Here is a 21,099-nt window from a genome sequence, read left to right on the forward strand (position 1 = left end):
ATCAGCTCCCTCGATAGGTGGAAAAGGCGAAGGGCGACAACAACAACGGGATGTGGTAATGCCGATCCTCGGTCACGATGAACGTGATGGAGATTTCGGGATAGAACGATTCGATTCGCAACCCGGCGAAATATGCCCCGGTGTCGAACACCAGCCGGTAGGTGCCCGCGACGAGCTCCGCACCGAGCGCGCCGATCCGGCCGTCGGTAGCGGTGACACCGGAATCGAGTTCTTCGGGACCGCCGCCGTGCAGCGCCACCGCGATACCCGTCGCGGGCGCGCCGCGCACCGCGTCCAGTACGTGGGTGCTCAGCGTGCTCATTGACTCGCTCCGAGTAGGCGGCGCAGTCGAATTCGGTTGATCTTCGCCAATTCCGTTCGCATGACGCACCTTTCGGTTCGTTCATCGTTGTCGAGCCGGGCATTCAACAGCGCGAGCAACTCGGCGCCGGACTTGCCGGTCGCACACACCAGGTAGATATGTCCGAACTACGCCTCGTAGGCGCGGTTCCCCGCGGCCAGCGCCACCCGTACCGCGTCCCCGGCGATGGCCACGGCGGCCTGCTCACGCGCCGAAGTCGCGGAATCCGGGCGGTCACCGATGCGCGGATGCCCGTCGAGCGCGCGATCGATCTCGTCCATGGCTAACTGTGCCAGCGCGGCGTCCGCCGTGTCGAGCACCGCGTCGATATCGGCGTATGGCCGTCGGGCTAGCACCGAGCGGGCCCATACCCGCCATGAGCAACAGGCAAGCAATGCCGCGACGGCCGCTGTTTCGGGCACCGCGTTGAATGCCGCGAGGCGAGGCCCATGCCGTCGGCTGTCATCGCGACAGCATCGAATACCGGCCGCCGACCCGCCACCGGAAAGGGATAGCCAATTTCGGCGTGTGGCGCGGAGTCATCCTTCGCATGCGCACCACTTTCCGGTAACCCACCGGCAACGATGCCGGGTTAGCGTGGACTACATGGCTGCTGTTCGGACCGATTGCGTTGGCATCGTGCTCGCCGCGGGCGCCGGAAAACGCTATGGCCGGCCCAAGGTGCTCGCCGCGGACGGCGCCTGGCTGCGCGCGGCGGTGACGGCATTGCGCGATGGTGGCTGCGACCCGATCGTCGTCGTCCTCGGGGCCACCGGACCGTCACCACAGATCGTCGACCTGCCCTCGGGCGTGCGCCACGTATGGGCGGCGGACTGGGCGACCGGGCTCGGTGCGTCATTCCGGGCCGGGCTCGGCGCGGCGATGGAAACCCCGGCCGAGTACGCGGCCATCATGCCGGTGGATACCCCCGATGTCGGAGCCGATGTCGTCGCCCGCGTCCTCGCGGCCGCCCGCACCGCGCCGAGCGGGCTAGCTCGCGCTGTGTTCCACGCCACTGCGGGCCATCCCGTTGTGCTCTCCCGCAAGCATTGGACCTCGGCGAGTGCAGAAGCCGTAGGAGATTCCGGCGCCCGCACATATTTGTTGGGTAAGAACGATATGGTGTGCGTCACGTGCGACGATTTGGCGACGGGCAACGATCGCGATTACCCGGCCTCGGCCGCACGGTGATCGGAGCTTGAAGATGCGCGACATCGTCGAAGACTTACTGCGACTGTGGCATTCCGGGCGTACCGGAGGGCTGGCCACCATTGTCCGCACCATCGGTTCCGGTTCACTGCCGGTGGGTTCGGCGATCCTGGTCGACGCCAATGGGGCGGTCTACGGATCGGTCCTCGGTGGCTCCATAGAATCCACGATTTATGACGCCGCGGTCGAGGCCGCTCGCACCGGCAGGCGCGGGCTGCACCGTTTCGGCGTGCCCATCGGGGAAGCCGGTCTGGATTCCGGCGGGATGATCGACGTGTTCATCGAACCGTTCTCGCGGCGGGATTTTCCCGAATTCCCCAGTGTCGCCGCCGAAATCGCCGCACACCGGCGAGTAACCGTCTTTACCGTGGTGTGGAATCCGGACCAGGATCTGATCGGCCAACACCTGGTAACCGATAAGCGACACGCCACCGAACTGGTCGCATTGCCCGAATCGGATCTTTTCGTCGCATCATTTCCGCCGCCACCACGACTGATCATCTTCGGCGCCAACGCCTACGCGGCGGCATTGAGCGCACAGGCAAGATTGCTCGGCTACCGCGTCACCATATGTGACTCCCGCGAAACCGCGGAAACCCCGAACGCCTTTCCCGGCGCGGAGGTGATCGTGGACTGGCCACACCGATACTTGAACGCGCTATCGGCGGCGGGCGAAATCGACAGCAGCACCGGGATTGTCGTGCTCTCGCACGATCCCAAATTCGAAATACCGCTACTTACAGTGGCATTGCGCCTGCCCGAACTCGGCTACCTCGGTGCCATCGGTTCCCGCGCCGCGCACGTCAGACGCATCGAAGACCTACAGGCCGGCGGCTTCGACGACGCGCGGCTCTCGCGCCTGCACTCACCCGCCGGGCTGGATATCGGCGCGCGGACCGCTACCGAGGTCGCGTGCTCGATCGCCGCCGAGCTGCTCGCCGTCCGATCCGGTCGGTCCGGTGGACAGCTGTCGGGCAACGAGCAGGATTCGGCGCCGTACACCACGAAAGCGACTGTGGGGCTGTAGCACTCGCGCTATTTCCGGGAGCCGATCATTGCACCGATATTGCGAATTGGCATCCCAGATTGCGCGATCGCGTGGGGTTTCGTGGTGTGGGCGCGCACTCTGCGTGCGGTCACCCCGCAGGCTCAGACCACGTCGACCCGGACTCCTGCGGCACGAATCGCGGCAACGGCGGCAGGGTCCGCGTCGGCATCGGTGACGAGCACATGAACCCGCTCGATTCCGCAGATGCGAGCCAGCGCTGTTCGCTCCAGCTTGTCCGCCGTGGCGACCACCATGACGTGCCCGGAGCGCCGCACCATCTCGGTGGTCACCCCGGCCTCATCGATATGGCGGCATTGCGCGCCTCCCTCGGCGGAGATCGCGTTCACGCCGAGAATCAGTTCGTCCAATCGCAGTTCGGACAGCGCGCGCTCGGCCAGGGGCCCGTGCAGCTCATAAGACTCGCGGCGGGCCACGCCACCGAGCACGATGGTTCGCATATGCGGCCGCAACACCATTTCACCGGCGATATTGAGCGCATTGGTGACGATCGTCAATTGATCACCACCGGCCATCGCCAGATCAGTACGCCCGGCCAATGCCCGCGCCACCTCCGTGGTGGTCGTGCCGCCGTTCATTCCGACAACAACGCTCGGATCAACAAGGGATGCGGCATGTTCCGCGATCCGCTGCTTGGCCTGGCCGCCGGTCTGCCGATACCGCGTGGGCAGGTCGTAGGCGACCGTCGTGGCCACCACCCCGCCGTGGGTCCGGGTGGCCAGCTGTTGTTCGGCGAGCGCGGTGAAATCGCGGCGCACCGTCGCGGGGGAAACCCCGAGCTGTTCAGCGGCGTCGTCCACCGAAAGCCGACCCGCCTCGGCGAGTAGTTCCAGCAGCCGGTTCCACCGCTGCGGCCGGTCCGTCGGCCCGGTCATCTCACACCTCCCCGGTCACGCGGGCAACCAGCTGTTTGTCCATGCACACGAACAATCTGACCACAGTCTCGACCTGGGCCATCGGTCGACCGAGCATCATCATTGCCCCACTGGGTCGCGCGCCGTCCGTGCCGTCGCCAATCTCCTTCATCGGCACGTCGATGCCCTTCTCGCGCAACGCAATCAGAGTTGCCGCGATGACCTGTTCGGTGACGGGTCCGCGGGGCCGCCGACTACTTCACGCTGCCCGCGGTAAGCCCAGCGACCAGCCGCTTTTCGATGAAGGCGAACAGGATGACCACCGGGATGATGCCCACCGTCGAGATGGCGAAAACGTACTGCCATGCGGTGTCGTACTGGCCGACGAACTTCGTCAACGCCACCGACAGTGGCTGATTCTGCGGGGTGGTGAGCACCACCAGGCTGGCCGCGAACTCGTTCCAGCAGGCGACCACGGTGAAAATCGTCGCGGTGACGACGCCCGGCCACACCAGCGGCAGGCTCACCCTGGTCAGAATCTGCCAGCGGTTGAGCCCGTCCAGCGCAGCGGCCTCCTCGATCTCCACCGGAATCGAGGAGAAGAAGCTGTGCAGGATCCACACCGCGAAGGACAGATTGAACGCGGCGTTGACCAGGATCATCGCCAGCCAGGTGTCGTTGATACCGAGCTCGAAGAACTCCCTGATCAGGCCGGTCACCAGCACGGTCGGCTGCAACATCTGCGTCACCAACACCAGGCCGAGGAATACCGCCTTGCCCGGAAACTGGCGTCGCGCGGTGTAATACGCGGCCGGAATGGCCACGATCAACACCAGCGTGGTGGCGCACAGCGAAATGATCACCGTACTGACCAGGTTGAACGGCAGCGGCGTCTCCGGGGTGTTCCACATCGTGGCGTAGTTGTCCGGATGCCAGGTCTCGGGCACGTAAGTCGGTGGGATGCGCAGGATTTCGGCGCGGCTCTTCAACGATCCGAGCACCATAACGATGAACGGGACCAGGAAGATCACCGCTATTACGACACCGACCGCGGTCAACTCCCACCGACGGCGGCGCTTGAATGCGACGACCCGACCCGAATCCACCGCCCCTGCTACGTCCGGAATGTCGGCTACCGACACGACCTGCGGTTCCATCTGAACATCACCTCTGGTCGGGCTGGTCATGCGTCGACCTGCTGGGTCGGGCGGATCACCTTCACGTAGATCGCGATGATCGCCATGATCAGCACAAAGTTCAGCACGCTCATCGCGGCAGCGGTATCCACCTGCTGGTTCTGCCGAATCAGCTTGAAGGTCAACGTCGTTGTGGTGTCGGCGCCGAATCCCGCGATACTGCCGGTGATCACCTGAAGGATCGGCAGCGAATTGAACGCGTTGATGATATTGATGATGGTGGCCACCGCGATCGCGGGCCGCAACTGCGGCAGGATCAGATGCCAGTAACGCTGCCACGACGTGGCGCCGTCCACCCGGCCCGCCTCCACGACCTCGGATGGAATCGATTGCAGCCCAGCCAGAATCGTGTAGGTGGTAAATGGGATGGAGACGAAGACGGCGACCACGATCGCGACGAGGAAGGCGGGTGTCGGTTGCTTGGTGAAGCCGTAGCCACGGTCGAGCAACCCGATATCGACCAGGAATCTATTGGCGATGCCGACATCCGGGTCGAGCATGTAATAGAAGATCGTCGTGGTCATCACCACCGATGCGGCCCACGGCACCAGGATCGCCATCCGGACGGCGGTACGTCCGGGGAATTGTTTATTCAGGAACTGGGCCAATCCCGCCGACAGCACCAGAGTGATGCCGACGACGGCGACCACCCAGACCACCGTGTGCGCCAGGATCGCGCCCAGTTCCTGGATATCGAACAGGGCGCGGTAGTTGTCCAGGCCGGCCGAACCCCGGTCCTGACCATAGGGGCTCAGGTCACGGGTACTCGTCCACATCATGTAGCCGACGGGGAACGCGACGATCGCCGCGATGAGAATCAGCGTCGGACCGATCCACGGCAACGCGCGTATCGTTGCCCTGGACCGAGTATTCCGTTGTCGCACAACTACTTCGCTGGCCACGTTACTTCGCGGCTTCCTGAATCTTCTGTAGTACCGCGGCCGGATCCGCGCCCTGGGCGATGGTGCCCATCTGCTGCTTGATCGCACCGACGGCGGCACCCCAGTTCGGGTTGTTGCTCGGGTAGAACTTCGCCACCGGCAGCGTTGTCACGAATGCCTTGGTGACCGGGTCGTCCGCGAGTACCGTCGCGCCGCTCTGGGTGATCGGGATGAAGCCCTCGGTCTTGACGAACTTCGAGTACTGATCGGAGGCGTAGAAGAAGTTGAGGAACTTCTGGAGCGCGGCCTGTTTCGAGCCGTCCTTCTTGAAGGCCATCAGATGATCGGCGACCCCGAGGGTAACCGGCTCACCGGACTTCGTCGGCGACGGCGCGGTGGCATATTTCAGGCTCGGGTTCTTCGACGCGATCTGCGAGACCGTCGGCGGCAACCCCTCGATCATCCCGATCTTGCCCTGGATGAACGAATTGATGACGTCCTTACGATCGGTGGCACCCGGGTTCGGCTGGGTGGAACCGGAATCCGCGATTTGGCGCATGGCCTGCACCCCCTCGAGATTTTGCGGGGTGTTGACGGTGATCTGATCGCCGTCGGACCAGTTGCCACCCGCGCCGAACGTCCAGATCGACGATTCGGCCTGGGATTCCTCACTGCCGAGGGGCAATCCGTATCCGGAGACGCCACCACCGAGCGCCTGGATCTTCGCCGCGGCATCGGTCAATTCGGTCCAGGTCTTCGGCGGCGATGCGATGCCGGCCTTGCTGAACAGTTCGGTGTTGTAGAACAGCGTGCGGGTCGAAGCGAACAGCGGCAACGCCATCTGCTCGCCGTTGAGCGTGGCATTCTTCGCGAACCCGGGCTGGACATCGGCGATGACGGACGCGGACGCGACATCCTTAGCCGGATAGAGCAATCCGTCGGCGGCGAAGCTGACGTAGGCGTCGATATTGAGCAGGTCGGGGGTGGTGTCCTGGGACTGGAGCTTGGTCTTCACCACGTCGTTGATCGAATTCCAGGACTCCAGTTGCAGATTCACCGTGATGTCGGGGTTCTGCTTGTGGAAGTCGGCGATGATGCCGTCCCAAAGCGCTTTGGTGCCATTGGCGCCATCGCTATAAACGGGCGCCAGGAAGGTGATGGTGTTCGGGCCGGAGTCGTCGGACTTGGAACCGAAACCGCAGGAGGACACCGCAAGTGCCAAACTCGTGACAATCGCGGCCCCCGCGAGCACACGGTGAAGTGGTCTTTTCACGAACAGAACCTTTCAAATTTGCTCCCCGGCGCCAGCCGAAGCGCCGATGATGGAAGTGGACCCCATCGACTGCTGACAAATCTATCCCGAACAATGATCAAATGTGACCGTTTAGCTCGTAAATTTGACATGAACGATCACCAGAGTGATCCTGTTTAATGTGCCGACCTCCGCTCACTCCACCCCCGTGACCCATCTGGCCACCGAAGTCGCCACCCAGCCCGACGACTGGGCGCGCGCCGAGACCATCGCCGCCGAACACCGCGCCATACTGCCCCAACCGGGCGAGCGTGTCGCTGTAATCGGCTGCGGCACTTCACTATTCATGTCCCGTGCCATCGCAGCGCTGCGCGAGGGGGCGGGCTATGGGCTCACCGACGCCTGGCCGGCCAGCGAAGTCCGCACCGGCCGCGACTACGACCGCTACCTCGTTATCTGCCGCTCCGGAACCACCACCGAGGTGGTCAACGCCATGCGGGAGATCCCCGCGCACATTCCGCGAACCGTCATTTGCAGTAGCCCCGGCACACCGGTGCTCGAGCTGGGCGACGCGATCCTCATCGACGAGGTGGACGAAAAGTCCGTCGTGCAGACGCGTTTCGCCACCACCACGCTGGCGATACTGCGGTGGCATCTGGGCGAAGACCTCGCACCCGCTATCGCCCAGGCGCGCGCCGTGCTCGCCGAGGATCCTGCGGTCGCACTGGCCGGAGTGCGCCGCGCCGAACAGATCAGCTTCGTCGGCATGGGCTTCGCCGCGGCCCTCGCCGAGGAGGCCGGGCTCAAACTGCGCGAGTCCTGCCAGTCCTGGACCGAGGCGTACCCGCAGACCGAATACCGCCACGGCCCCATCAGCATCTCCACCCCCGGCCGCGCAGTGTGGGCCTTCGGCCCGCTGGTCCCCCACTTCGCCGCCGACGTGGCCGTCACCGGCGCACACTTCGAACACCGCGATATCGACCCGATGGCCGACCTGGTCCGCGTCCACCAACTCTGCATACTGCGCGCCGCCGACCAGGGCCTCGATCCCGACCGCCCCCGCAACCTCAACCGCTCGGTTGTTCTCGATCAATGAACCGCGCGGCCGCATGAACCCATGCCTCACCCCGCGAACCAATGAATCCGCGCTGCTCACGACCACGAGTCGAGCGCGGCCGGTTACGCTGCCCGATGTGAGCACGGCGCGATCGGCAACCGAACGCGACCCTGCCCTGCCCGACGACTTTCCGCTGCCCAATGTGGACACGGCACGATTCCCAACCGAACGCGGCTCCAGCGTGCCCGATGACGCGCTGGTGCTCGGGATCGATGTCGGTGGTACCACGATGAAGGGCGAGATCACCGATGCCGCCGGTGTGGTGCACACGGCGGTGGTGCTCGCTACGCCCCAGGGTGAGGCGGCGTTCGACGCTATCGGCGTGTTGGGTGATCAGTTGCTCGCCGAGTTGACCGACGGGCAGCGAGACCGGGTCGCCCGTGGAGCGGTCGTGCTGCCCGGAATCGTCGACCCGGTTCGGTCAATCGCCGTCTTCAGCGGCAATGTCGGCTGGCGCGACGTGCATGTCGGCGATCGGTTCAGCACTCGTTGGGGCATGCCGGTGCTGATCGAACATGATGTCGCCGTGGCAGGTTGGGCCGAATGGCGGTTCGGCGCCGGGCGCGGTCACGACAACGTCTGCGTGGTGATACTCGGCACCGGGGTAAGCGGCACCCTGTCGGTCGGCGGCAAGCTGGTGCGTAGCACCTTCGGCCAGACCGGCGAATACGGGCACATCCCGGTCCGCCATGCCAACGGCCTGCGATGTCCGTGCGGCAATATCGGCTGCGTCGAAACCGTAGCCTCCGGCCCCGCCATCGCACGCGCCTACCGCCGCCGCACGGGATCTGAAATAGACAGCGCCGCAGATGTTTTCGCACTTATAGACATCGATTCCGACGCCAAAGCAGTGGTGGACGACGCCATCAGTGCCCTGGCCGACGGCCTGCTCGGCATCGTGCACGCCACCTGCCCCGAACTCATCGTCCTCGGCGGCGGCCTGGCCGGAGCCGGCACCGCCCTCACCGAGCCGCTCTACCGCGCCCTCGATGAACGCACCCGCCTCCTCACCCCACCCCCGGTCGTCATCGGCGAATTCGGCGCCCGAGCCGGCCTGGTCGGGGCCGCCCACCTGGCCCGCCGGGGTGGTCTCGAATGAGCACCGCCGAACTAGAAGTTCGCGGGCGGATCGTGTCGAGGTCGCACGCGATCGACGACGGGGTCGTATCGATTCGCGAAGAGCGGATCATCGCGGTGCGCCCGTTCGCACAATGGCGTGCGGCACAGCCGAATTCGAGCATTCCGGAGTTCGCCGGGACGGTGCTGCCCGGGCTTGTCGATATTCACAATCACGGCGGATTGGGATGCCGGTTCGACACGGTCGATCCCGATGAGGCTCGGGGAGCTGCCGCGTTTCATCATTCGCGAGGGTCGACCACGGTGTTGGCGAGCATCGTCACCGCCGCCGCGGCGGACATGGTCGCGCAGGCAGAGGTCTTGCGGGGGCTAGCCGAGGCGGGCGTGATCGGCGGAATCCACGCGGAGGGGCCATTTCTCGCCGCAGCGCGTTGTGGGGCACAAGATCCGCGCTACCTTCGCGATCCCGACCTCGAACTGACCGACCAACTCTTGACAGCCGCGAACGGACATCTGCGGGTGATGACGATCGCCCCCGAACGGCCGGGTTATGAACAAGTCGCACAACGTCTTTCCGACAATGACGTGGTGGTTTCACTCGGCCACAGCGATACCGACTTCACTGGGTTCCGGCACGCGTTACGACCGAATGGCGTCGGCAGCCTGGTCACCCACCTGGCAAACGGTATGCCGCCGTTGCATCATCGCGAACCGGGACCGGTGGCCGCCGGATTGGTGGCCGCCGCCGCGCAGGACGCGGTCGTCGAGTTGATCGGCGATGGGGTGCACGTCGACCCGGGCTTCGGCGCACTCGTATTCGCGACCGCACCGGGCCGGGTCGCACTGATTACCGACGCAATGCAGGCGGCCGGGATGCCCGACGGCGAATACCGGCTGGGCCCGCAAACCGTCCGGGTGACCGACGCAGTGGCCAGAGTGCCCAGCGGTTCGATTGCCGGCGGCACCGCGAGTCTGCTGCAATGCCTCACCTGGGCGGTCACCAGTTGCGCTGTCCCGCTTCGTAATGCAGTGATTTCGGCCACCTCGATTCCGGCTACTGCGGCCGGAATCGTCGATGTGGGCGATCTCGAGGCCGACCAGTTTGCCGACCTGCTGATAGTTGATGACAATCTACGGTTGCGCCGGGTGCTCAGACGTGGACAGTGGTTGACGTGATCCTCACCGTGACAATGAACCCGGCTTACGACATGACCTATCGCGTCGAGCGTTTCGACCGCGGCCAGGCCCACCGGGTTCGCTCGGTCGAGCAACGCATCGGCGGCAAGGGTATCAACGTGACCCGGGTGCTGAATCAGATCGGAAAGTACGCCCGTGCAACGGGTTTTGCCGATCATGCCTTCGCCGCCGCCGCCGAGCTGGAAATGCCGGTCGATTTCGTGCACGCCCTGCCGTGGGTCCGGCGCACGCTGGTGATCAGCGAAACCGGCGACGGCACCGCCACCGCGTTGTGGGAACCCGGTGCGCGCGTATCGAATCCGCACGCCGCAGAACAACTCGCTGTCCGGGTGTCGGGGCTACTGCCCGATATCGCCGGTCTGGTGATCTCGGGCTCCCTACCCGGAGGCATCAGTCCGAGTCTCCCCGCCGAAATCGCTCGCATCGCCGTCGCCGCGGACGTTCCCACCATTTGCGACGTGGACGGCGAGGCGCTCGAGCTCGCCGCCGAGGTTCCCGGTGTCATTCTCATGCCGAACGCCGAGGAGCTCGAGCGCCTCACCGGCCAGGTATCGAACACACCGGACGAGGTCGTGGCCGCCACCCGTCCGCTGATCGATCGCGGTCTGCGCGCCATCATCGCCACTCGTGGCACCGAGGGCATGATCGCCAGCACCGCCGATGGCAGCTGGTCGGCCAACCTCCCTGAACCATTGGCCGGAAACCCCACTGGTGCAGGCGATTCCGCTACCGCAGCGGTAATCGCCGCACTGTCGGAGACCACCGACCCGGACTGGCCCGCAATCCTCGTCGCCGCCGTAGCCACCTCCGCCGCCGCCATTGTCATACCGGTAGCAGGCGAAATCGACCGCTCCCTGCGTGATCGCCTGACCCCGACCGTGCTCATCGAGGAAATATCCGAACCCAGCACACGGGAAGCCGTATGAGCCTCATGTTCTATCCAGTTTCGGAAGGTTCCCGCTGTGACGCTTACGCCCGTCCCTGATCTGATCGCCGCCGCCCGACCCGGCGGTCTCGGCGCCTTCAATGTGATCACTCTGGAACATGCCGAAGCCATCGCCGCTGCCGCTGAGAGCATGAATCATGCTGTTGTGCTCCAGCTTTCGCAGAACACGGTGGGCTATCACGATAACCTGGCACCTATCGCACTCGCCTGCTTGCGCATCGCCGCTGATAGCAGCGCCCATATCGCGGTCCACCTCGACCACGCGACATCATTCGAACTCATCCGCGCCGCAGTCGATCTCGGCATTCGATCGGTCATGTACGACGGCTCCACCCTCGATTACGCCGCCAACATCGCCGCGACCGCCGAGGTCACCCGCTGGTGTCATGCCCGCGATGTATTCGTCGAAGCGGAACTCGGCGAGGTCGGTGGTAAAGACGGCGCCCATGCTCCCGGTGTCCGCACCGACCCCGATGAGGCGGCCGAGTTCGTGACAATAACCGGTGTCGATGCCCTGGCGGTAGCCGTCGGCTCCTCCCACGCCATGCACACCCGCACCGCCGAACTCGACAACGACCTCATCTCCCGGTTGGCCACGAAGCTCCCCGTACCGCTGGTCCTGCACGGCTCCTCCGGTGTCCCCGACGAGGGACTTCGCGCCGCCGTCCAACACGGTATGACCAAAATCAACATCGCCACCCGCCTGAACGTGTTGGCTACCAACGCAATCCGCGCCATCCTCACCGGAGACCCCGATATCTGCGACCCCCGCGAATATCTCACCCCCGCCCGCACAGCCATTCGAACCGAGGTCGAGCGCCTTTTGCGGCTACTCGCCTACCAGCCGGCGCAACCGCCGCTCGGGTAAATCACGCCTCGCCCCGGCGTGACGCTCGCACCGTAGCGTCGAAATCCGCCGCGGCATCAGAAGTGCGGTTATCAGCGAGTTTCCGCTAGTCACATGCGGCTTCGAAGCCGCAGACATCGGGAATGGCAATATCACCAGGACCGGGAAATTATGGGCATACGACATCAGGCGCAAATGATAGGATGAATTGCCGTTAGTTTAACTAACTATTTGCTGGTCCATTTTGCGCTGTCTCACCTGATGAAGGAAGAACAACTGCATGGCTGTCACCCTGCAAACGGGAAGGCAGCACGCTGCCAAACCGGTTGAGCATCCTCGCGCTCCACGTAATTCGCTGATGCTCAGCGCCGCAGTAGCTTTCGCTGTCATCTCCATCGGCCTCTGGCTGGAATTCGTGCGGCCCAACTGGTCGATGTATTGGCACCAGGTCGATTTGCAGGTCTACATGTGGGGTGGGTCGACCGCGGCGCTACACCCGGAGTTGCTCTACGACGGTCGCGGGCCGCTTGGCCTACCCTTCCTCTATCCCGTCTTCGCCGCGTGGATCTGCGCCGAACTGTCGCGGTTTTCGATCAACCACATCGGCACCGGCATCGTAATCCTCACCCTGGCTTCACTGTTCGTGAGTGTGTGGAGCGCCGCCGTGCTTCAGCGACACCGACGCGGAATCGGCATGCTCGCGATGACAATCGCCGTCGGCGGCGCGGCGATCTGGCTAGAGCCTGTGCAGCAGACGTTCCAATTCGGCCAGCTCAGCGTGATTCTCATGGCGCTGGTGCTCGCGGACCTGGCCATCCCCAAGGACCGCCGGTATCGAGGCGTCCTCATCGGAATCGCCACCGGACTCAAGCTGACCCCGGCGGTATTCATCGTCTACCTGCTCATCACCCGCCAGTTCCGGGCCGCCGCAGTGGCCACCGGCGCCTTCGCCGCCACGGTCGCCATCGGATTCTGGTACCGCCCCGCGCAGGCGTTCCAATTCTGGACGACAACCGCGACGTCACAGAACCGAATCGGCTTCGCCTACGTCCAGAATCAATCGATCAACGGCATATTCGGCCGACTGCAATGGACGACATGGGAAGACAGCAGCGCCTGGCTCGTCTGCGCCGGCCTCCTCGGACTCGCCGGAATGGCCGCGGCACGGATCGCCTACCTGCGCGGTGACGAACTGCTCGCCGCCCTGCTCGCGGCGACCGTCATGCTCCTTGCCTCGCCGATATCCTGGACCCACTACTGGGTGTGGATCGTTCCAGCCCTGCTGTGGATAGCTCAGGCACTGCGCCACACCGCACGCGGTATCCGAATCGCCGTCCCCGCAACCATTTTCGTATTCATGTTCGCCTGGCCGATGCGGATAGATCGAATCGGGTCCTGGGACCACGACCTCCCCCCACTCCCCCAGGGCCTGATCTGGCTTGTCCCCCAAACCGCCAACCGAGAATTCCACTGGACCCTCCCCCAATTCCTACTGGGCAACTCCTACACCCTCCTGGCCACCCTCGCCCTCCTAGCCGCCATCGCCTATCTCCTCCCGCTCCGACCGAAGCAGTAAGTGGTACACCGCCGAGAGCCCCTCTCGCAGTTTGCCGCAGCCGAGAGCCGCTCTCGCAGTTTGCCGCAGCCATATGCCATTCGCGGTAGGTTGGCCGGCGGCGCTGGCGAGGGCTCGGGCGCCGCCGGTCGGCGGGCGGTGGGTCAGGGCAGTGAGCCACCGCGAGGTCGGGGGGAGGCGTGAGGGATACCCGGTGGGTGAGGTGGGCCGCTTCCAGTGCCGACGAAACAATCCTGCGCGGGGGACCTCGAGGGTTACCGTGATGGGGCTGTGAGTCGGCTGGGAACCGTGCGGCCACCGGAGCCTACAGCCCCGAAACCGGCCCGCCGCGACCACGCATCCCGGATTCCCGAAAGCCCAGCCCCGCACCACACCGGCGACGGTCCCGATGTCTCGAACGGCCCGGCCGGCCCGGCCGGCACGGCATCCACACCACAGCCTCTAACTAAACCCCTTGGCCTACAGCATTATTCGCATGTCGGGTCCTCGGCGTCGGGCCAGGCGTGCCCGGCGAGCCGGGTCTGGACGCGCGCGACATCCGTCTCCGACGGCATTTCGTTGGTGACCTTGGTGATCATGACCTGGATGTCGGTCTTGTCGGCGGGGAGGTCGCCAGCGCCTGCCAGTTCGGCGGCGATTTGGCGGACCTCGTCATCGGAGAGGCGGCGGCGCAGTAGGGCGAGCAATGGAATGTAGTCGGATTCGGGAACACCGTCCGGATATCCGGCCCGCAACCAGTCGATGATGGCACTGAGGAACGGCGGCATCGGATCGACTTCAGTCCGCGTCGGGGAGAGGAGTCGCCAACGGCCAACCGCCCGCGGCGAGATGGGAAGCGACACGAGCCACGTCGTGCTCGTTCGGCTGCTCGATCGCGACCCTGGCGATCGCCGCCTCGATATCGGCGTGACTGATCTCGGTATCGGGGTTCTGGCTCACCAGCTTCTCGGCGATCGCGACGACCTCGAAGTCGGTCAGATGCCGGTGCAGCACCGCGAATAGCGCGACGTAGTCCGAGCTCGGAATGCCCTGCGGGTATCCGGCGCGCAGCCAGCCGATGACCCGGGCGAGCACGTTCGGTCGCGGCTGCGTGGTTTTCGATCGATCGGTCACGGTGTGCCCTTCAGGACTGTCCGAAGAGGTGAATTCCGAACCTGGCGGCGATGAACGCCTTGGCGGTGTAAAGGATGCCGGTCACGATCGCGACGATAACCACCCCGAAGCACGCCAGCGCCCCTGCCATCGCGGGGTAATTACGTTGGGCGGCACGGCCATCCGTGGTGACGGTATCGGCCGCCGTCCAGAAACGCACGCCGAAAGCGAAGATGATCGGCAGGCCCGCACCCAACAGCAGACCGGCCGCGGTTACCTTCCACAGCGAGTTGAGATTCGTGATCAGAGTGTGCACGAGTGCTCCTCCTAGAGCCTGTCGAGGCTATCTGTTGAGCGAGTTGTTCCGCGTATCGTGCGTGTCGGTCGCGGCGGACCCCGCGGCCACGTCTCCGGGCGGCGACAGCCCGACGGTCCGCACACCGTCCCGTGTCTGCGAGGTGGTCGAACCCAGCACGCGGTCGTTGTTCGCCGAGCCGGGCGCGCCCACGGCATTCCTCGGTGGTCCGGCCCCATCCTGCGCAGGCGTACCCACCCCCGTCTCGCGCGCATCCCTCGTGGGTGGTGTCGTACCCGGCCATTCGTTGACGTTGCTGGTGTCCACCGGATCACGCCGTGACCGCAGATACATCACCGACGACAACACCACCAGGATCGCGAACACCACGAGCACCCCGGGCAGGCCACCGATGACGTGTGCGATCGCCCAGCACAGGGCGCCGGCCACGGCCGCCAACGGCAGCGTCAGCAGCCAGGCAACGCACATGCGGCCCATTACATTCCAGCGCACCTCCGCGCCCTTACCGAGACCGGTACCGAGAATCGAGCCGGTCGCCGTCTGCGTGGTCGACAGCGGTAGTCCGAAATGCGCGGAGGTGAGAATGATGGCGGCCGATGAGGATTCGGCGGCCAGCCCCTGGGGCGAATCGATCTCGACCAAGCCCTTGCCGAGTGTGCGAATAATCCGCCATCCGCCGAGGTAGGTGCCCGCCGCGATGGCGACGGCACAGGCCGCCATCACCCACAGCGGCATATCGTCGTTCTTGGTGAGGGTGCCGTGCGCGACCAGCGCCAAGAAGATGACGCCCATCGTTTTCTGTGCGTCATTGGTGCCGTGTGCCAGCGAGACCAGCGAGGCCGAGCCGATCTGCCCCCAGCGAAACCCGCCCTCGACCTTGTCCGGGTCCGACTTTCGGGTGATCCGGTAGACCGCCCAGGTGCCGATTGCCGAAATCAGCGCGGCCACGATCGGCGCGAGCACCGCGGGCAACACGATCTTGGTCAGCACACCGTCGGAACCCGACGCCCAGATCACGCCGCCCCAGCCGAGCGCGGCGATGGTGGCGCCGATCAGACCGCCGAACAATGCGTGCGAGGAACTCGACGGCAAGCCGAGCAGCCAGGTCAGCAGGTTCCACAGGATGCCGCCGACGAGGCCCGCGAACACGATGATCAACAGGTCTTGGCCGTGCACCGCATCGAGCTGGACGATGCCTTTGGCCACAGTGGCGGCAACGGCCACGGACAGAAACGCGCCAACAAGATTCAGCACCGCTGACAGCGCGACCGCGACCCGCGGTCTCAGCGCGCCGGTGGCAATGGAGGTCGCCATAGCGTTCGCGGTGTCGTGAAAGCCGTTGGTGAAATCAAATGCGAGTGCCGTCACGATGACGATCAAGAGAACCAATAATTCGACGGTCACCCCAATAGTGTGCGGCACCGGGGGCACGCATTTGCCAACTGGTTGTCGATTTCCAGACAACAATTCGGATGGGTTACCGTGGATCCTGCCGTCTATCCACCGTGGTATGCCCGCATCGACTCAGGGCAGCAGTGCGCGCACAGCGTCAATAGTGTCGGCGTCAGCAGGTTCCTTATCGGAACGGTAGCGCACGACGCGGGCGAAACGCAGCGCGACACCACCCGGGTAGCGGGTGCTCACTTGCACACCATCCAGCGCGATCTCTACGACGAGCTCCGGCCACAAGTACACGGCGCTCTGGTCGCGTGAGCGCTCATGGCGCGGGAATTCGGCGGTCTGCCAGTTCAATAACGCGTCGGTGAGGCCCTTGAAGGTCTTGCCGACCATGACCGGCTCGCCGGTTTCGGGATCGCGGGCGCCGAGGTGCAGGTTCGACAGGTAGCCGGTGCGGCGGCCGTATCCCCATTCGGCACCGAGCACCAATAGGTCGAGAGTGTGCGTCGGCTTGATCTTCTGCCAGGAGCGACCGCGTCGTCCAGCGGCGTAGGGCGCGGTCAGCGATTTGATCACCACACCCTCGTGTCCAGCGGCGAGCGCGCCGTCGAAGTATTCGGCGGCGGCTTCTTCGCCGGGCCGGATGAGGGCGGGAATCCTGTGTTCGGCAGCAACTTTCGTCAATGCGGTGCGGCGTTCTCGCAACGGGGCGTCGAGCAGGTCATGACCGTCCAGATGCAGGCAGTCGAAAAAGTACGGGTGCAGCATCAGCTCCCTGGTGGCGGACACCTCCGCGAAGCGGCTCATCGTCTCTTGGAACGGTCGCGGTCGCCCCGTATCGGTCAATGCCAGGGTTTCGCCGTCGAGCACCACGCTGGTGCATGGCAGGCCCGCGACCAGCTCCACCAATTCCGGCACACCGGCCGTGATGTCGCGCAGCGTCCTGGTGAACACCCACACCCGCGGCCCGTCCCGATGCACCTGGATACGGGCGCCGTCCAGCTTGTGCTCGACGCTCACCTCGCCGTCGAACTCGGCCATCGCCTCCTCCAGTGACGCGCCGGGCGAGGCGAGCATGGGCTGGATCGGGCGCCCCACCTCGAGACGGAACGCGCGTAGCGCGTCCGCTCCGCCGGTCCGGGCGGCGACCGCGGTGACGGGCAGCTGCCCGGACAGCATGTAGGCCCGACGCACCACCTCCACCGGCACATCGGCCGCCACCGCGACCGCCTCCACCACGATCGCGGTCAATGCTCCCTGTCGTAGCTCGCCGGTCAGCAGGCGGAGCAGAAAGGCCTGTTCGGCAGTGGTCGCAGCGGCCCACAGGGTCGAGAGCAGCTCTTTGCGCCGGTTTGCCGAACCGGCCCCCGAGACGGCCGCCAGCTCGGTCAGCGCATCGTCCACTGTCGAAACTTTCAGTGTTGCAACTGTATTCGGCACGTGTTCCATCGAAGACAGGGTGCGCCAGCCGGTACCTATACGCCCTTGCCGCAGCTCGCCGGAGGCCCACGCGACAACCGGCGCGAGCTCATCCGGCGCGGCGGCGGCCAGCAGCGCGGCCAGTTCGACGACCTTCGCCTTGCGGGACCGCGTCGCGCCGACCGCCGCCGAGGCGGTGACGACATCCGAGAACAACACCATCAAACGGTAACCCGAGGGTGTGACACATCACTCAGCACTGCTGCTAATCCCCCATTGGCATGGTTGCGAAATCACTCCTAAGCTGGGCGCATGGCCAAGACTTACGTCGGCGCGCGGCTTCGTCAGCTGCGAACCGAACGAGGACTGAGCCAGATCTCACTTGCCCAGAAGCTGGAGATCTCGGCGAGTTACCTCAATCAGATCGAACACGACGTGCGCCCGCTCACCGTGCCGGTATTGCTGCGGATCAGCGATGTATTCGGCGTCGACGCCACCTTCTTTTCCTCCCAAGACGACACTCGGCTCATCGCTGAGCTCCAAGAGGTCGTGCTCGACCAGGAGCTCGGCATCGAGGCCGACACCCACGAGATCGCGGACATGGTCTCCGCGCACCCGAGCATGGCGCGCGCACTGGTGAATATGCACAACCGCTACCGCAATACCTCCGCGCAGCTGGCAGCCGCGACCGAGGATCGGTTCGCCGACGGTTCCGGTAGCGCGACAATCAGCAAGCCGCACGAGGAAGTACGTGACTTCTTCTACCAGCGACAGAACTACATCCACGAATTAGACACTGCCGCAGAAGAACTCACTGCCCGTATTCGTTTCCACGGCGGCAATGTGAACAGCGAGATCGCGCGCAGGCTGCGCTCCTACGATGTACATATCGTCGAACGGATCGATCTCGGCGAAGGCGTATTGCACCGCTACGACGCCGAGACCCAACGCCTGGAAATCGCCCCGCACCTGTCGGGCGGACAGCGCACCTTCAAACTCGCCGCCGAGCTCGCCTACTTCGAATGCGGCGATCTGCTCGAAAGGCTCGTCGAAGAAGGCAATTTCACGTCCGAGGACGCACGGAAGCTCGCCATGCTCGGCCTGGCGAATTACTTCGCTGCGGCAACTGTATTGCCCTACACGCACTTTCACGAGGTCGCCGAGGATTTCCGCTACGACATCGAGCGCCTGTCCGCCTTTTTCACGCAGAGCTACGAAACCATCTGCCACCGGCTTTCGACACTCCAACGCCCCGAACTGCGCGGCGTATCGTTCTCCTTCGTCCGCGTCGATCGAGCGGGCAATATGTCGAAACGCCAGTCCGCCACCGGTTTTCACTTCTCGGCAAGCGGCGGCACCTGCCCACTGTGGAATGTCTACGAGACCTTCGCCTACCCCGGCAAGATCATGACCCAGATCGCCCAGATGCCCGACGGCCGCAAATACCTGTGGGTGGCCCGCACTGTAGAACGCCGCGCGACCCGATATGGCCAGCCCAGCAAGACATTCGCCATCGGACTCGGCTGCGAACTACGCCACGCGGGCCGCGTCGTCTACGCCGATGGCATCGACCTCAGCGAAGTAACCGCCACCCCCATCGGCGCAGGCTGCCGAGTATGCGAACGCGCCAACTGCCCCCAACGCGCCTTCCCACCCCTCGGCAAGGTCCTCGACATCAGCGAACACCGCAGCTCGGTGTCGCCGTACGTCCTCAAGTAGCGGCGTATCCGCCAACGCCCGCAGCAGGCGACCAACTTTCAGGATGAGTCTCCGTAGCGGGTGGCAATCGCGGCGGCGCGGTCGCGCAGGGAGGTGCGCAACGACTGCGGGGCCAGGGCTTCCGCGTCCGTGCTGAGCTGCCACAGCGCCCATTCGGCGTGTCGCAAATCTTGGAACGTCACCTCCAGCCGCAGCCAGCCGTCTGCGTCGGGTTCCTCTGCGCGGACGGCCACCGCGGTGCTCAGCAGGTTCTCCCGTTGCGTCGGGTTCACCCGCACCAGCACGGCGAAATGGTCGCTGGACAGAAACTGCGCGCAGCGTTCCCCCCAGACCCGGTCCAGATCGACCCGGTTTGGTCGATGTGCCGGTTCGGGGAGTTCCTCGGCTGCCAACACTCGCGACAGCCGGTAGGTGCGGTCCGCGCCCGATCTCGCGGCCAGCAAGTAGCCCCGGTCGCGTACGGTGACCAGGCCGATCGGGTCCACCGTGCGCCACTGTGGTGTCTGGCCCGTGGCCGCGTAGTGGATGCGGAGCCGGTGTCCGGTGAGCACCGCGCGCCGGACCTCGATCATTGTGGTGTCGGGCACCTCCTTTGTGACAAGCCGGCGTGAGAGCAGGTCGGTCTCCGGGTCGACGAGAAATCGCTGGGCCGCGTCGCTCGCGGTGGCCTGATGGCTTTCGGGCAGCGCGTCGACCACCTTGCGCATGGCCGAAGCGAGCGCCGAGCCGAGGCCGAATACCTGCTCGCCGCGCCCCGATCCGGCGGTAATCAAAGCAAGGGCCTCGTCGTGGTTCAGTCCGGTGAGCTCGGTCCGGAAACCGGGCAACAACGCGAAACCGCCATGCCGACCGCGTTCGGCGTAGACCGGGACACCGGCCGCGGACAGCGCCTCGATGTCGCGCAGCACGGTGCGGGTGGATACCTCCAGCTCGCGGGCGAGCGTGTCCGCAGTCAGCTGACCGCGCTGGCGCAGCAGCAGCACCAGCGAGACCAACCGGTCGGCGCGCATACGAGAAATCTATCTGAATACATGACCAAGGATGTCGTGATTTGTTGGGAGGCTCGTTGCCACGACGTCAGAGATGCGGCTACCGAGCCGATGGACGTACGTGGTCTCGATGAATCGAATGGAGCTGATGTGGCAGTGGAACGAACGGCAGTCAACCCGGTGACGTGGTCGGTGGAGATGGGATTCAATCAGGGTGAGGTCGTCTCCGGGCACACCCGGACCCTGTACTGCTCCGGGCAGACCGCGATGAGCGACGACGGCAAGCCCCAGCATGACGGTGACATGGCGGCGCAGTTGGCGCTGAGCCTCGACAACCTGGAGGGTGTGCTCGGCGCGGCCGGCATGTCCCTCTCGAACCTCGTCCGGCTCAACGTCTACACCACCGACATTGATCTACTGTTCCCGCACTACGGCGTGCTGGCGTCGCGGTTGGGTGCCGCCGGGGTGGCGCCGACCACCACGATGCTCGGGGTGACACGGCTGGCGCTCCCGGGCCAGATGGTCGAGCTCGAGGGGACCGCCGTCGCGTAATGCGACCTCGTCTCTGCTACTCGTGCAGGTTGAAC

At 65.0% G+C, this 21,099-nt stretch carries 22 protein-coding genes and 1 pseudogene; 10 read left to right on the forward strand and 13 right to left on the reverse strand.

Annotation, left to right across the window (positions count from 1 at the left end; translation table 11 throughout):
• Position 1 precedes the first annotated feature (1 nt).
• The gene (gene uraH / locus LKE06_RS04310; protein ID WP_227997305.1) at positions 2-322 is read right to left on the reverse strand and encodes a hydroxyisourate hydrolase; all 321 of its coding nucleotides are present in this window, start codon (positions 320-322) and stop codon (positions 2-4) included.
• Positions 319-783, reverse strand: a pseudogene (uraD, locus tag LKE06_RS04315) (2-oxo-4-hydroxy-4-carboxy-5-ureidoimidazoline decarboxylase). The gene uraH and the pseudogene uraD overlap by 4 nt, the downstream one beginning before the upstream one ends.
• Before the next feature lie 184 nt (positions 784-967).
• Here uraD and LKE06_RS04320 point away from each other — a divergent pair.
• Together LKE06_RS04320 and LKE06_RS04325 are read left to right on the forward strand one after the other, a co-directional pair.
• Positions 968-1,552 (forward strand): nucleotidyltransferase family protein, encoded by a 585-nt coding sequence (locus LKE06_RS04320; RefSeq protein ID WP_227997306.1) that lies wholly within the window; start codon positions 968-970, stop codon positions 1,550-1,552.
• Between the two features lie 13 nt (positions 1,553-1,565).
• A complete protein-coding gene (locus tag LKE06_RS04325) occupies positions 1,566-2,597 on the forward strand; it encodes an XdhC family protein (protein ID WP_227997307.1) in 1,032 nt (343 codons plus the stop codon).
• A gap of 122 nt (positions 2,598-2,719) precedes the next feature.
• On the opposite strand, the gene LKE06_RS04330 is transcribed toward LKE06_RS04325, so the two are convergent.
• The 5 genes from LKE06_RS04330 to LKE06_RS04350 all read right to left on the reverse strand — a co-directional run bounded on the left by LKE06_RS04330 (position 2,720) and on the right by LKE06_RS04350 (position 6,840).
• The gene (locus tag LKE06_RS04330) at positions 2,720-3,511 is read right to left on the reverse strand and encodes a DeoR/GlpR family DNA-binding transcription regulator (RefSeq protein WP_227997308.1); all 792 of its coding nucleotides are present in this window, start codon (positions 3,509-3,511) and stop codon (positions 2,720-2,722) included.
• Between the two features lies 1 nt (position 3,512).
• The gene (locus tag LKE06_RS04335; protein ID WP_227997309.1) at positions 3,513-3,689 is read right to left on the reverse strand and encodes a hypothetical protein; all 177 of its coding nucleotides are present in this window, start codon (positions 3,687-3,689) and stop codon (positions 3,513-3,515) included.
• 55 nt (positions 3,690-3,744) lie between these two features.
• Positions 3,745-4,647 carry a carbohydrate ABC transporter permease gene (locus tag LKE06_RS04340; protein ID WP_227997310.1) on the reverse strand — a complete coding sequence of 301 codons (903 nt, stop codon included), beginning with the start codon at positions 4,645-4,647 and terminating at the stop codon, positions 3,745-3,747.
• 26 nt (positions 4,648-4,673) lie between these two features.
• Positions 4,674-5,528: a carbohydrate ABC transporter permease gene (locus tag LKE06_RS04345; RefSeq protein WP_227997311.1), complete on the reverse strand. Its 855-nt coding sequence runs from the start codon at positions 5,526-5,528 to the stop codon at positions 4,674-4,676.
• A gap of 61 nt (positions 5,529-5,589) precedes the next feature.
• Positions 5,590-6,840, reverse strand: a complete 1,251-nt coding sequence (locus LKE06_RS04350; RefSeq protein ID WP_227997312.1) for an extracellular solute-binding protein — start codon at positions 6,838-6,840, stop codon at positions 5,590-5,592.
• Between the two features lie 145 nt (positions 6,841-6,985).
• Between LKE06_RS04350 and LKE06_RS04355 the strand changes: the two genes are divergently transcribed.
• The 6 genes from LKE06_RS04355 to LKE06_RS04380 all read left to right on the forward strand — a co-directional run bounded on the left by LKE06_RS04355 (position 6,986) and on the right by LKE06_RS04380 (position 13,579).
• Positions 6,986-7,915 carry an SIS domain-containing protein gene (locus LKE06_RS04355; protein ID WP_227997313.1) on the forward strand — a complete coding sequence of 310 codons (930 nt, stop codon included), beginning with the start codon at positions 6,986-6,988 and terminating at the stop codon, positions 7,913-7,915.
• A 97-nt stretch (positions 7,916-8,012) separates the two neighbouring features.
• Complete coding sequence (locus LKE06_RS04360) at positions 8,013-9,035, forward strand: ROK family protein (RefSeq protein ID WP_227997314.1); 1,023 nt, start codon at positions 8,013-8,015, stop codon at positions 9,033-9,035.
• On the forward strand, positions 9,032-10,189 hold the full coding sequence (locus LKE06_RS04365) for an N-acetylglucosamine-6-phosphate deacetylase (RefSeq protein ID WP_227997315.1): 1,158 nt from the start codon (positions 9,032-9,034) through the stop codon (positions 10,187-10,189). The genes LKE06_RS04360 and LKE06_RS04365 overlap by 4 nt, the downstream gene beginning before the upstream one ends.
• Positions 10,186-11,136 (forward strand): hexose kinase, encoded by a 951-nt coding sequence (locus LKE06_RS04370; protein WP_227997316.1) that lies wholly within the window; start codon positions 10,186-10,188, stop codon positions 11,134-11,136. Before LKE06_RS04365 ends, LKE06_RS04370 begins: the two co-directional genes overlap by 4 nt.
• A 36-nt stretch (positions 11,137-11,172) precedes the next feature.
• The gene (locus tag LKE06_RS04375) at positions 11,173-12,024 is read left to right on the forward strand and encodes a class II fructose-bisphosphate aldolase (protein ID WP_227997317.1); all 852 of its coding nucleotides are present in this window, start codon (positions 11,173-11,175) and stop codon (positions 12,022-12,024) included.
• Between the two features lie 259 nt (positions 12,025-12,283).
• On the forward strand, positions 12,284-13,579 hold the full coding sequence (locus tag LKE06_RS04380) for a glycosyltransferase 87 family protein (protein ID WP_227997318.1): 1,296 nt from the start codon (positions 12,284-12,286) through the stop codon (positions 13,577-13,579).
• A 467-nt stretch (positions 13,580-14,046) separates the two neighbouring features.
• Here the strand turns inward: LKE06_RS04380 and LKE06_RS04385 are convergent, their stop codons facing one another.
• The 5 genes from LKE06_RS04385 to LKE06_RS04405 all read right to left on the reverse strand — a co-directional run bounded on the left by LKE06_RS04385 (position 14,047) and on the right by LKE06_RS04405 (position 18,023).
• A complete protein-coding gene (locus LKE06_RS04385) occupies positions 14,047-14,346 on the reverse strand; it encodes a DUF3349 domain-containing protein (RefSeq protein ID WP_227997319.1) in 300 nt (99 codons plus the stop codon).
• A 10-nt stretch (positions 14,347-14,356) separates the two neighbouring features.
• Positions 14,357-14,692 carry a DUF3349 domain-containing protein gene (locus tag LKE06_RS04390; RefSeq protein WP_227997320.1) on the reverse strand — a complete coding sequence of 112 codons (336 nt, stop codon included), beginning with the start codon at positions 14,690-14,692 and terminating at the stop codon, positions 14,357-14,359.
• 10 nt (positions 14,693-14,702) lie between these two features.
• Complete coding sequence (locus LKE06_RS04395) at positions 14,703-14,987, reverse strand: hypothetical protein (RefSeq protein WP_227997321.1); 285 nt, start codon at positions 14,985-14,987, stop codon at positions 14,703-14,705.
• Positions 14,988-15,014: 27 nt separating this feature from the next.
• The gene (locus LKE06_RS04400; protein WP_227997322.1) at positions 15,015-16,391 is read right to left on the reverse strand and encodes an inorganic phosphate transporter; all 1,377 of its coding nucleotides are present in this window, start codon (positions 16,389-16,391) and stop codon (positions 15,015-15,017) included.
• 120 nt (positions 16,392-16,511) lie between these two features.
• Positions 16,512-18,023 (reverse strand): ATP-dependent DNA ligase, encoded by a 1,512-nt coding sequence (locus LKE06_RS04405; protein WP_227997323.1) that lies wholly within the window; start codon positions 18,021-18,023, stop codon positions 16,512-16,514.
• A 93-nt stretch (positions 18,024-18,116) separates the two neighbouring features.
• Here LKE06_RS04405 and ramB point away from each other — a divergent pair, with 93 nt between their 5' ends.
• Positions 18,117-19,523: an acetate metabolism transcriptional regulator RamB gene (gene ramB, locus LKE06_RS04410; RefSeq protein ID WP_227997324.1), complete on the forward strand. Its 1,407-nt coding sequence runs from the start codon at positions 18,117-18,119 to the stop codon at positions 19,521-19,523.
• A 38-nt stretch (positions 19,524-19,561) separates the two neighbouring features.
• Here the strand turns inward: ramB and LKE06_RS04415 are convergent, their stop codons facing one another.
• Entirely contained in the window at positions 19,562-20,533 is a 972-nt protein-coding gene (locus LKE06_RS04415) for a helix-turn-helix transcriptional regulator (RefSeq protein WP_227997325.1), read from the reverse strand.
• A 135-nt stretch (positions 20,534-20,668) separates the two neighbouring features.
• Between LKE06_RS04415 and LKE06_RS04420 the strand changes: the two genes are divergently transcribed.
• Positions 20,669-21,064 (forward strand): RidA family protein, encoded by a 396-nt coding sequence (locus tag LKE06_RS04420; RefSeq protein ID WP_227999277.1) that lies wholly within the window; start codon positions 20,669-20,671, stop codon positions 21,062-21,064.
• The last annotated feature ends 35 nt before the right edge of the window (positions 21,065-21,099 follow it).

Origin of the sequence: Nocardia australiensis (assembly GCF_020733705.1) — a bacterium.
GTDB classification, from domain to species: Bacteria; Actinomycetota; Actinomycetes; order Mycobacteriales; family Mycobacteriaceae; genus Nocardia; species Nocardia australiensis.